General features: G+C 44.0%; 13 protein-coding genes. 4 read left to right on the top strand and 9 right to left on the bottom strand.

Features of this window, described 5'->3' with window-relative positions; genetic code table 11:
- Nucleotides 1–156: 156 nt before the first annotated feature.
- From HMPREF0671_RS06155 to HMPREF0671_RS06175, 5 genes are all read right to left on the bottom strand, one after another.
- On the bottom strand, nt 157–1,110 hold the full coding sequence (locus HMPREF0671_RS06155; RefSeq protein WP_156958380.1) for a hypothetical protein: 954 nt from the start codon (nt 1,108–1,110) through the stop codon (nt 157–159).
- Nucleotides 1,083–2,096 carry a metallophosphoesterase family protein gene (locus HMPREF0671_RS06160; RefSeq protein ID WP_036898164.1) on the bottom strand — a complete coding sequence of 338 codons (1,014 nt, stop codon included), beginning with the start codon at nt 2,094–2,096 and terminating at the stop codon, nt 1,083–1,085. The genes HMPREF0671_RS06155 and HMPREF0671_RS06160 overlap by 28 nt, the downstream gene beginning before the upstream one ends.
- Before the next feature lie 316 nt (nt 2,097–2,412).
- Nucleotides 2,413–3,042 carry an O-methyltransferase gene (locus HMPREF0671_RS06165; RefSeq protein ID WP_156431100.1) on the bottom strand — a complete coding sequence of 210 codons (630 nt, stop codon included), beginning with the start codon at nt 3,040–3,042 and terminating at the stop codon, nt 2,413–2,415.
- A 2-nt stretch (nt 3,043–3,044) separates the two neighbouring features.
- Nucleotides 3,045–3,473 (bottom strand): type II 3-dehydroquinate dehydratase, encoded by a 429-nt coding sequence (aroQ, locus tag HMPREF0671_RS06170; RefSeq protein ID WP_036898167.1) that lies wholly within the window; start codon nt 3,471–3,473, stop codon nt 3,045–3,047.
- Nucleotides 3,474–3,877: 404 nt separating this feature from the next.
- The gene (locus HMPREF0671_RS06175; RefSeq protein WP_036898171.1) at nt 3,878–5,539 is read right to left on the bottom strand and encodes a nucleoside kinase; all 1,662 of its coding nucleotides are present in this window, start codon (nt 5,537–5,539) and stop codon (nt 3,878–3,880) included.
- An 87-nt stretch (nt 5,540–5,626) separates the two neighbouring features.
- Between HMPREF0671_RS06175 and HMPREF0671_RS06180 the strand changes: the two genes are divergently transcribed.
- Nucleotides 5,627–7,342, top strand: coding sequence for a Na/Pi cotransporter family protein (locus HMPREF0671_RS06180; RefSeq protein WP_036898174.1), 1,716 nt, complete (start codon nt 5,627–5,629; stop codon nt 7,340–7,342).
- 39 nt (nt 7,343–7,381) lie between these two features.
- Here HMPREF0671_RS06180 and HMPREF0671_RS06185 read toward each other — a convergent pair whose 3' ends face one another.
- From HMPREF0671_RS06185 to HMPREF0671_RS12235, 4 genes are all read right to left on the bottom strand, one after another.
- Nucleotides 7,382–7,804 (bottom strand): hypothetical protein, encoded by a 423-nt coding sequence (locus HMPREF0671_RS06185; protein WP_052052888.1) that lies wholly within the window; start codon nt 7,802–7,804, stop codon nt 7,382–7,384.
- A 172-nt stretch (nt 7,805–7,976) separates the two neighbouring features.
- On the bottom strand, nt 7,977–9,218 hold the full coding sequence (locus HMPREF0671_RS06190) for an FtsX-like permease family protein (RefSeq protein ID WP_036898188.1): 1,242 nt from the start codon (nt 9,216–9,218) through the stop codon (nt 7,977–7,979).
- A 94-nt stretch (nt 9,219–9,312) separates the two neighbouring features.
- Nucleotides 9,313–9,648, bottom strand: coding sequence for a 30S ribosome-binding factor RbfA (gene rbfA / locus HMPREF0671_RS06195; RefSeq protein WP_036898190.1), 336 nt, complete (start codon nt 9,646–9,648; stop codon nt 9,313–9,315).
- Between the two features lie 277 nt (nt 9,649–9,925).
- Nucleotides 9,926–10,084, bottom strand: coding sequence for a hypothetical protein (locus HMPREF0671_RS12235; RefSeq protein WP_156431099.1), 159 nt, complete (start codon nt 10,082–10,084; stop codon nt 9,926–9,928).
- Nucleotides 10,085–10,093: 9 nt separating this feature from the next.
- Here HMPREF0671_RS12235 and HMPREF0671_RS12240 point away from each other — a divergent pair, with 9 nt between their 5' ends.
- The 3 genes from HMPREF0671_RS12240 to HMPREF0671_RS06205 all read left to right on the top strand — a co-directional run bounded on the left by HMPREF0671_RS12240 (nt 10,094) and on the right by HMPREF0671_RS06205 (nt 11,943).
- Nucleotides 10,094–10,231, top strand: a complete 138-nt coding sequence (locus HMPREF0671_RS12240; protein ID WP_156958381.1) for a hypothetical protein — start codon at nt 10,094–10,096, stop codon at nt 10,229–10,231.
- Nucleotides 10,232–10,281: 50 nt separating this feature from the next.
- Nucleotides 10,282–11,316 carry a C1 family peptidase gene (locus HMPREF0671_RS06200; protein WP_036898192.1) on the top strand — a complete coding sequence of 345 codons (1,035 nt, stop codon included), beginning with the start codon at nt 10,282–10,284 and terminating at the stop codon, nt 11,314–11,316.
- A 150-nt stretch (nt 11,317–11,466) separates the two neighbouring features.
- Entirely contained in the window at nt 11,467–11,943 is a 477-nt protein-coding gene (locus HMPREF0671_RS06205; RefSeq protein WP_036898194.1) for an Lrp/AsnC family transcriptional regulator, read from the top strand.
- The last annotated feature ends 6 nt before the right edge of the window (nt 11,944–11,949 follow it).

Consider the following 11,949-nt stretch of genomic DNA (forward strand, 5'->3'; position numbering starts at 1 on the left):
CTCCCCTCTCCTTTTGGAGAGGGATGGGGAGAGGCTGCTTAAGTCCCAATCTGTTCTTCCCAAAAGGGGAAAAAGGCTATGATGAACCATCAGTACCAAAGGCTTTGAAACAAAATCTTATGATAGAACGTCGAAGGAATGCACCATGAACACACCTTATTTCGGCAGATATAGCTGAGAAGCAAAGCGTTTTCTAAGCACCGCAATGAGCCTTTCCTCGGTTAGGTCGCTCTCTTTGACCGTTAGATAATACCTCCAAGGTAAGTGCTTGAAAGTATCATCTGTAAACATATCGTCTGCTTTGACCGTCATGTCGATATGTCCGTTTAAATCAATAACAGATGTATGGAGAAACAACCATCGGCTTACAGTAAGGAACAACTTCCCATATTTATTCTTAATGGCATCAGGCGACTCCTTGGTTTGAGGAAATACGAGATAGATGTTGTTATTCCTATTATGCAAATTCACACCTCCAAGCGAATTTTCAGAAGCGCATATTTGTTCCTCATCGGGTATCAATGATTTAAAATAATAGGTAAGTGAATCTATTTGTTCCCTCTGTTGGTGAATGGCAGAAGAATTTTGTTGTTTCACAGCATGCCAAACGTTATCCATGAGAGTAGTTAGAAGCGCTGCTATACTATGCGCTTGAGGCGTCCAAATCGTCGTACCCTTTTCACACTCAAAAAAGAAATATTGTACACCGTCAAGCCCCAATCGGCCCGATAGAGGGTATTGGGCCGTATGCACGGCATACTCCATAAGCGCGGCCAATCGGAGATAAACGGTCGTGTCGCACTGCATCTTATAAGTTTGTTCTTTATCTTTCGCTTCCAAAATGTAGGACGCTCTTCCCTCCATAGGATAACGAAGATACAAAGCGTAAGGCGGGGTAAACGAGGGTTCTACGATATACTGATACCAAGCACCTTCGTTGTAATATCGGTCAAATATATTCTGCCAAATTCTGTAATGCCCCCTATCGCACGGCTCCAACCTATTTTGAGCGAGCATGGGAAGGCAAACCGATAACAGTAATATGATGAGTGTAACTGGCTTATTGAGCATCTCGACATTGTTTACTGTTCTACCGGTCGTTTCTGCCAATCGTCTTTGACGTAGCTGTCAGGGTAAGTGGTACGGTCGATGACGTCGCCCTTACGCAGGCGGATATAAGTGTCGAAACTGCGTTTTCCCTCTTTAAGTACGATGATACGGGCACCATTGCTCAGATGATTGTACTCTGTGTTGCCCCCGGAGAAGCGACCGTAGGCCAGCAAAATGTTCTTATACATCACAGAATAATCGTTGTCGTGGTCGTGACCACAGAAGATTCCCATTACATCGCCACCCAAACGCATGGCTGAGAACATGCCGGTATTGATGGTCGGAGGGCATGCCGGCTCCATACGTGTGCCATAGAGAGTGGCATCTTCGATGGTTGCCGCCATTCTATATTCAATCAATGGGATGTGGAAGAAAGCCAATGCAGGCATCGGTTTACCACCATTGAGGGCTGTAAACTGTGCATTCTGCATGCGATACCAGTCTATTTGGTCGTGCGTAAGCCACGCATATCCGCCAATGGTAGAGTCTTGTGCCATGCTATGGGAGTCCATACAATAAAGTACGGCAGCATCACGATTACCCTTATGCGACTTGATTCGCAGCGTGTAATCGGGCGATAGGCCACCTTTGCGGTCGGGCATGATGTTGTTTTTCACACTGCGTGCGATGTCGTAAAGTTCTTCGTTGGTCATACCAAATTGCAGGTCGTGGTTGCCGAAGAGATAGACAAAAGGAATATTATACGAAGAAATCTTGTCCAAGACCACCCGTAATGTCTTGTCGGCTGGCGATGAATAGATCACGTCACCGGTCAATACAATCAGGTCGGGATGCTCTTTGGTCAGCACTTCATCGATACATTTCAGCGCAATTGCCGCATGTGGATTGTTGATTTGGTAGTGTACGTCGGTGAACTGTACGATTTTAAACTCGCCATTGCTATTGAATTTCAAAGTCTGAGCATTGCTCATGGTGTAGAAACCCAACAACAATGCGAGCATCAAAGTAAACTTTCTTTTCATCATATTTCTATTAAGGAATTTAAATCACTCATGGATATGATTATTATCTAACACCGTGGACTCTATGAAGTGCCCGGTGTCTTTCGTCCGCAAAATTATATGAAACGGCCATAATTCACAAATAGAAATCCCAAAACATTGATTTTATAGCCTGTTTTTCGTTAATGACAGCCAAAAACAAGATAAACTATCAACTAAAACAGATGAAGAGGTATTGTGTTGCAATGACGTTCTAGCTATGGTAGTGTCTATTGCTGCCTCCACTTTATAAAAAGCGGCAACAAAGAAAAACTTTGTTGCCGCATAAAAACCTTGACGGTTATTTCTTACGAATGAGTGTCAGCCCGTCGCGTAGAGTTAAGATGACTTTCTCTACTCGCTCATCGGCAGCCACATGGTCGTTGAACGAGCGAATGCCGATGGTCTGATGGTCGTGGTCGTAGGCCGAGTCTACCACATGACCATCCCACAATGTATTGTCGGCCAAGATGTAACCACCCGGCTTGAGTAGCTTCATCACCATCTCGTAGGTCTCTATATACGTGCGTTTATCGCCATCCACAAACGCCATGTCGAACTCAATACCCAGCTTGGGAGCCTCTATGTTGGCATCGCCAATGATAAATTCGATGCGATTGGATACTGGACTTTGTTCTATCCAAGGCCGTGTGAAGTCTTCCATCTCATCGTTGATCTCGAACGTCCATACCTTTCCACCCTCTTCCAAGCCCATCGCCATGGCAATGGCTGAGTATCCGCTGAATGTTCCTACTTCCAGAATGTTACGCGGACGAAGCATTTGTACGAGCATTTTTAGTAATTGTCCCTGTACCCGACCGCTTGCCATGCGACCGTGTATGGTATATATATTGGTGGCACGGTACAACCGATAGAGGTATTCGTGTTCTTTTTCGCTATGTTCTACTACGTAGTCGTCTAAAGAAATCATGCTCACTTCTTTTCTTCTACAAGTGCCATGACGGCAAATTCGTATGATCGCAAGCCGAACCCGGCTATTACTCCTAGACACCCAGAAGAAATCATAGAATGATGGCGGAACTCCTCTCGGCTATGTACATTACTGATATGCACTTCTATCACCGGGCATTTGAGTGAGCGGATGCAGTCGAGCAAAGCCACGGAAGTGTGCGTATAGGCACCAGCATTCAGCACGATACCATCGTAACTGAATCCTACTTCCTGCATCTTGTTGATGAGCTCACCTTCAATATTACTTTGGTAATAGGATATTTCCGCCTCCGGGAATCTATTCTGTAAACTTGGTAGATAGCTATCAAACGAATTGTTGCCATAGATACCGGGCTCGCGGACGCCCAACAGATTCAGGTTGGGACCATTCATGATCAATATTTTCTTCATCTCTTTGCTATGATATATGGGCAAAGATAGTAAATTGTGGTGGGATTCAAGCAATAATAAAAGAGAATTATCCCGTGGTTTTAAGTAATGTTAGCTATGCTTTGCTATCTAAAGACAAGTTTTCTAGCCTCTATTTATATAACGTTTTCTACATCTTAGCCATCGGCTAGTTGCACTTTAGTTGGTATCATGGATAGTCATGCGATAAAACAATATAAGGTAAGAAGTCGCTTCGATGTTTGGAAACGATTTCTTACCTTTATATTTATTTCTCCACTTATATTTTCGTAAAGCAACTAAAGGAGTTTTTGGGAACCATATTAGAGGATTCTTTTTCCTCTATTTTCTATGGGAGGAGCTGCTATTCTCGCAATATATACTCGTTGAAGAGAGGTGAGATGGGCTTAATATTTAAAAGAACTACCCCCAAGGAACTCGCGAAGAAGGCTGGTGGGCGGGATGTCTCGGTTGCTAATAGGTTGGAAATAGCGCAGGAATTTCTTTAGACGATAGGCTTCGCTGTACTCCTCGCAGTCTTCTGGTACTTGCTCAAGTAATGGTTCGGCCTGTGTCTTGAGCACAGCCAGCTCGAAAAGCATGGCTGTGTTGAACATGGCATCGGCGTTCTCTTGATACGGGAATATCCATTTATTCTCGCCCGCTCTGACCGATGGCCATCGGTGGATGGTCTCCTGTGCGGTGACACCGCGGTATTTGAAGTCGCGTACAATGCGTCGTAAGAGTCGGTTATCGGTCGTGGGGATGTAGTTATGGTCGTCGAGTAAGATAGTGGTCAAGGCCGACGCGTAGACGCGGAACTTCTGTTCTTCAGGTATTTGAGCCGTCAGTTCGGGGTTGAGGGCGTGAATGCCTTCCACTATGAGTACATTATTCTCATTCATGCGTAGCTTCTTTCCCTTCATCTCACTGCGTCCTGTCTGGAAGTTATACGTTGGTAATTCTACCTCTTCTCCATAGAATAGGGCGTTGAATTGGTGGTTGATGAGTGGTAAGTTGAGGGCATAGATACTTTCATAGTCGTATTCTCCATTGGCGTCTTTGGGTGTTTGCTCGCGGTCGATAAAGTAGTCGTCGAGCGAAATTTGCAACGGTTTGATACCATTGGTCATGAGTTGGATGGACAATCGCTTGCAGGTGGTGGTCTTACCCGATGACGATGGCCCGGCGAGTAGCACGAGTTTCACCCCTTTACGGTTTGCAATCTCTTCGGCTATTTGTGCAATCTTCTTTTCTTGTAAGGCTTCCGAGACGTTGATGAGTTCCGTTGTCTTACCTTCTTTTACGGCTTCGTTGATGTCGCCTACGGTGCGAATGCCCATAATGTCTTGCCATTGGTGGTGCTCACGGAATATCTCGAACATCTTATCTTGGTCGGTCATCTCGGATAATACTGCCGGATTGTCTTGCGAAGGTATGCGCAACAGAAGCCCTTGATTGAAGAGTTCGAGGCCGAAAAGATAGAGGCCGGCCGTGTTAGTGAGTAGTGAACCGTAGAAATAATCCACGAAATCGTCGAGCTGATAATATGTGGTATAGAGACGCCCCGCACTCTTGAGTAGTTTTACTTTGGCCTCGTCGCCCTTGATTCGGAACATTTCGATGGCCTCTTCGGTAGGTACTTCGAAGCGGCGGAAGGGTATATGGGTGTCGATAATCTGTTGCATGCGTGTGCGAATACGGTCTACGTCGTCTGTCGTGATGTCTCGTCCTATTTGCAAATTCACGTAATAACCTTTGGAAACAGGAATGTCTATCACTACCTCGGCACCCGAATAGAGATCGTGGATGGCTTTACAACATACCATGAAAAGGCTTCGTGTGTAGCATCGCGAGGCCGAATTGCTGTGCATGTCCAGATATTCGATGTCCTTGTTGTGAAAGAGTCGGAAGTTCATTCCCTCCACCTTATTGTTCACTTTGGCGTTGATGGGGCCGTAAGGTAGATGCAAATTTAATTCATTAAAAACGTCAGAAAGTGTGCTTCCGATTGCGACCTTTAGAGTTTTTTTATTATTTTTGCAACGTATTTGTAATGTTTGTTTCATTCGTAAAGTCATTATAGATTGATGAGCGTAAAGGTAACAAAAAGCAGTATAAGTTCCAAATAGACAGTATGACAAAAAAATAAAAATATGGGAACAAGTGATTATGTGTTGATTTTCTTTAAGATTGTTGGTTCATTAGCATTGTTGATTTATGGTATGAAGGTGATGAGTGAGGCCTTACAGAAGATGGCCGGTTCGCAATTACGCCACATTTTAGGTGCCATGACGACCAACCGATTCACCGGAATGCTTACCGGTACATTTATCACTTGTGCAGTGCAATCGTCTTCGGCGACCACAGTTATGACTGTTTCGTTTGTTAATGCCGGCCTGTTGACTTTGGCTCAAGCTATATCGGTGATTATGGGAGCCAACATTGGTACTACGCTTACCGCTTGGATTATGTCGTTTGGCTATTCAGTTGACCTCACAGAATTTGTCTTCCCGGCTTTCCTTGTTGGTATTGTTCTCATTTATACACGCCGATTCCGTTATGCAGGCGATTTCCTCTTCGGTATCTCATTCTTATTTTTCAGTCTTGTGCTACTCAGCGGGGCAGGAAAAGACCTTGATTTAGAGCACAACCCCGCTGTCATCCATTTCTTTGAAACATTCGATACCAATAGTTATATCACCATCTTTACTTTCCTATTGATAGGTACGGTTATCACTTGCGTGGTGCAATCATCGGCCGCTGTGATGGCAATCACTATCATGTTGTGTTCCAGCGGTGTGCTGCCTATCTATCTAGGTATCGCCCTTGTGATGGGAGAGAATATCGGTACCACGGCAACGGCTAATCTTGCGGCTCTCGGAGCAAATACACAAGCACGGCGAACAGCATTGGCCCATTTGGTATTCAACGTTATAGGAGTGGTTTGGGTGCTCTGTTTGTTCTATCCGTTTGTGCGTATGGTGTGCGGATTTGTAGATTATGATCCGGACGGACATAGCCTTTCTACGCAGGAATTGACGCTTCGTCTGCCTATTGTATTGGCGGCTTTCCATACTTCCTTCAATGTGTTGAACACAGGAATATTGATTTGGTTCATCCCGCAAATAGAGAAATTGGTTTGCTGGCTTATCAAGCCGGGCAATGTAGATACCGAAGATGACTTCCGTCTACGTTTTATTCAAACTGGTATTATGCGTACACCTGAACTCTCGGTGTTGGAAGCTCAGAAAGAAATCGAGTCGTTTGCTGAGCGTATCCAGCGTATGTTCAGTATGGTTCCGGAATTGTTGAAGGAGACCGATGATGCCAAGTTTGTGAAGTTGTATAGCAGGATTGAAAAATACGAAGGTATCTCTGATAATATGGAAATAGAGATAGCGAAGTATTTGGACGAGGTGGGGCGTGCCCATTTGAGTGATGATACGAAGGTGAAGATACGTGCTATGTTGCGCGAAATATCAGAGATTGAGAGTATCGGTGATAGCTGTTTCAACATGGCTCGTACCATTAGTCGTTTGCAGCAGAGCAAGGAAGACTTCACGGAGCAGCAATATGAGCATATCCACCAGATGATGCAACTCACGAATGATGCACTTACGCAGATGAATACACTCTTTGTGGGATGTAGAGAGGAGCTGGATGCCAATCATTCTTTCAATATTGAGAATGAAATAAACAACTTCCGTAACCAGCTACGCACGCAGAATATCAATGACATTAACAATCATCTATACACTTATAGTGTAGGAACAATGTACATGGACTTGATACAGGAGTGTGAGAAATTAGGCGATTACGTGGTGAATGTGGTTGAGGCTCGTTTGGGAGTACGCCAACATGTGATCTAATAAAAAAGAGGTTGAGCAACACAGCTCAACCTCTTTCATTTAATATTGGGCAGGTATGTGGCCTATCAGCCGTTTCATAGGGTTACTATCGTCACACATGAGTGCCGCATAACGGTCTAGAAAGGCTGTCTGACGGACTTCTTTTCGTGTACGTGCCCGGTGTACGTAGGCTCTTGGATTGCGCGGTTCGTAGACATGGAGTACTGAACAAACATGGTGAATCATGTGCTTGAAGGTGAACGGGCAGCCTCGACGGTCGCGTAATTCACACATCATGTAGGTGTCGTACACCATTTCTATGAGGTCGGTGGTGGTACCTTTCCAGTAATAATTCTTGTGTCCGGGACTTAGTTTTAGCAATTGTTCCATCTCTTTTCCCAATTGACTGATGGCCTTGTTTATCCTGTTTCTTTTCTCTTGTTGGTCTAGTTGTCTCTGATTGTTTGAATAGATTTCGTTCATGTTCTGATGATTAAAAAGGGTTGTTATCTTGAAAACTGCTGCTCATATTCAGAAGTTTCAAAGGCAAAATTACTGTGAATGGTGGAAATATAGGTTCACACAATCGGTACATCTCGTTAATCGAGTTTAACGAGATATATTATAACAAAGTAGAAAATGGTCTTGACGGAGTCTACTTCTCACCGTTTCCGAGAAGTCTTTTGCTCAAGTATCTCACAGGATACCATACGGATAGCCATCCGGTAGCAAGCACTGTGATGAAGATAATGAGGATATCGTCGTAGTGAACACTTACGGGATAGGCGTTCACGATGAAGTTTCCGCTGCTGCTACCAAGCGATACAAGGCCGTAACGTTGTTGTAACCAACAAAGCAACAAACCCAAGCCAATGCCTACAACGGCACCGATGAGCGAAATCATACGACCTTCAAATAGGAAAATATGGGTTATCTGTTTATCGGAAGCTCCTAGATTGCGCAGTGTGACGACATCGTCTTTCTTATCAATGATGAGCATGGAGAGTGATCCGATGATGTTGAAACAAGCCACTACTAATATAAATGAGAGGAACAGATAGGCAATAATCTTCTCTATCTGCATGATTTTGAAGGTGTCGGCTTGTTGTTCGAAGCGGTCTCTGACAGTGTATTTATTACCTGCAATCTGTTGCATTTGCGCTTTTACCTCGTCGAGGTTGCTCCCGTCTTTCAACCGTATTTCGAGCGAAGACAGCATGCCTTGCTGTCCAAAGAGGTTGCGAGCAAAGACGATGGAGGTAAGGATATAGTTCTTGTCGTATCGAGCTTGATTGACAACAAAGACTACACCGGCTGATATCAGGGAGTCTTGCACGAATCCACTTGAAGGGTCTGTCATGTCGAGCTGCCCTTCGCGTTGTGGTGCATAGATTTGTAAGAAACCGTTCCAACGTGCTCCGATACCTAAAGTCTGTGCCAATCGGATGCCCGGAATACCGTATTGGAGGTTTCCGGCGTGCAAATCAAACTGTCCATCTCCGTAAAGTATGCTCTTGATATGGGTGAGTTGGTCGAAGTTGTCGTCCACTCCTTTGATGGTCACCATCGTTTGTTGACCTTGATACATGGCGAGTGCCATGTCTTCCACGCTCTCTGTTGCCACGTCTACTTGTGGAAATGCCTTGATTTTCGTGAGGATTGGATCATCGGCGGGAGCTGTTTTCCCTTTGGTAGGAACAATCTCCAGTTGCGGGTCGAAGTTGGTAAATAGTGTAGCAACCAAGTCGTGAAACCCATTGAACACGCTCAGTACAATGACAAGAGCCATTGTAGCAACGGCTACACCCACCACCGATATGACAGAAATCACGTTGATGGCGTTCGTACTCTTTTTGGAAAAGAGGTAACGGCGGGCTATGAACAGTGGGAAATTCATGTAGTTTGAAAAGTTACCGGTAACTCGATTAGTCGATTATTCGAATAATCTAAAAGACTTGTTAACTCGTTTACTTGTCTCCTAGTAAACTCTCTTACTTCTTCAGCAATTCGTCTATACGTTCGATATAGTCTAAGGAATCGTCGATGAAAAAGCGCAGTTCGGGGATGATACGTAACTGATTGTGTACGCGTTTGCCTAATTCGTAGCGGATGGTCTTTTCGTTTTTAACGATGTTTTTGAGCATTTCTTCCCCTTTTTCCGATGGGAATATACTCAAATATGCCGTACAAATACTCAAGTCGGGGCTGATTTTAACGCGTGTCACACTCACCATGGTGCCGTGCATCAGGCGTGTTTGCTCCTGAAAAATAGTTGCAATCTCTTTTTGGAGTAAGCGCGATATACGGTTTTGTCTTGTCTCTTGCATAGTCTAAAACATATATGTTGTAGGGCAAAGTTACAAAATCTACGAATGTTAACATTAAGATTCTTTTACTTTTTATGTTTAATTAGCACCTCATCGGCTTATCCTCAGTATTAAAAAATACGTTTTAAGCATCTTAATTCTTCTCAATTCTTATAATATTGAGAAGAATTGCGTATCTTTGGCGCGTTCAATACTTGATAATATGATAGAAATTCCCCCTGTAATAGATGATATTTAATAATTATCAGACGACTCAATTCATCGTTGCGCATAAATATCAATCTTTATCAATAGACTTGTTATCAAACGTAAACAGGCTGAGAAGGATGCAGCCAATAGATTCTTTCATATTGGTGATATTAATGAGCGGCAGGCTCAAATCATCAAGATTTTCGATGAGAATATCAATGAGATTCTTACAGTCAAAGATGCTCAAGTGCGTTTTATGATTAGTAACAATACTGCAAAGACTGATATTATGGGGCTTGTGGCGAAAGGGATACTGAGGGAGATAGCCTTGAATAAGGTGAAACGAGGTTACGTGCGTACCGACGAATTCGATGAAATAGTCTATAGCTATTAAAGGTTTGGAAGTATGTATCAATCTATATTCGCAATAAAAATGTTGCAATCATGAGAAAATACTTGTTTTATATAGCCATTGCTGTGGTCTTGGCGGGATGTAGTAGACCTGTAAAGACCGAGCAGGAAAGGAGTCTATTTGTCAATGATGTGGTCATTAAGACTACGCCGGTAAAGAATCAAGGAAGCGGACAACTATGTTGGGCCTATGCCATGTTGGCCACCATTGAGAGCGAGCACTTGATGAGAGGCGACTCGGTGAATCTCTCTACAGCCTTCATCACCCGCATGCGATTGCAGCAAATGGCCCGTGCACGTTATTTGTCGCAGGGTGCTAGTACCTTCAGCTTACGCGGAATGGCACCGCTACTCATTGATATGCTGGTGACAGTGGGGGCAGAACCCTATGATAGCTATGAGGATAAGGATGGTTTGAATGTCGCTGTATTGAGTCGAAAGGTAGCTCGTTTGGCCGATATGTCCGCTTCTCGACGCATTGGAATCGATAATATGACTGAGCAACTCGACAATATGCTAGACCGCGCTATGGGATATATGCCGTCACGCTATGTCCACATGCTGGGAGCAGAATATACTCCTTTGGAGTTTGCTCATAGTGTTTGTGGCCGAGACGAGTACGTCTCTTTCACGAGTTTTGCCCATCATCCTTGGGGCGAAGAGGTGGCTTTAGAGTTGCCCGATAACACCCAAGGTTTTCGTTTCCACAATCTTCCCATCGATGAATTGATGAAACGTATTCGTAAGACATTGGCAGAGGGGCATCCGGTATGTTGGGAAGGGGACATCAGTGAGCCTGGATTCGATTTCAAGCAAGGTGTGGCCGAGGTTGATGAGCACGACCGTAAGGCCACAGATATACGCCGCTTAAGCGACTTGCAACACTTCTTGACTACCGACGACCATTGTATGGAACTTGTAGGATTAGCTCGCGACTTACAAGGTCATCGCTATTTTATTGCCAAAAACTCGTGGGGTACGCATAATAAATATGGTGGCTTCATGTATCTAAGTGAAGATTATGTGCGACTGAAAACCGTAGCTGTGGTCATGCCACGTACTGAATGATAATCGTATCAAGGCATTGGTGAAATGTCATTTTGTTCATTAATACTTATTTTTCGTCTCCTTTTGTTGTTCGTATCAATAGTTTTCATTATATTTGCTTGCAAGATACATTACCTTTTAACATCTCTAAAGAGGATAAATAAATAAGAAATGGAAAAGATAGACAACCTAGACAAGAAGATACTTAGTATTCTTTCTAACAATGCACGTATTCCTTTTAAAGACGTAGCAGCCGAGTGTGGTGTCTCGCGTGCAGCCATTCATCAGCGTGTACAGCATTTGATGGCCGGTGGAGTCATCACCGGGAGTGGTTTCGATGTCAATCCTAAGAGTCTGGGATATTCTACTTGTACTTATGTGGGGCTCAATCTAGAGCGTGGAAGCATGTACAAGACAGTGGTAGAGCGTATTGAGACTATTCCTGAGATTGTGGAATGCCATTTCACAACCGGTCCTTATACGATGTTGGTGAAACTCTATGCCCAAGACAATGAGCAGCTTATGGACTTGCTCAACAATCAGTTGCAGGGTATTCCCGGTGTGGTGAGCACTGAAACCTTGATTTCATTGGAGCAGAGTATCAAGCGCGAAATACCCGTCAAGATAGACGAAGACACGAAGAAATAGTAATTA

It is taken from the genome of Prevotella sp. S7 MS 2 (assembly GCF_000762865.1).
Taxonomy (GTDB): Bacteria; Bacteroidota; Bacteroidia; order Bacteroidales; family Bacteroidaceae; genus Prevotella.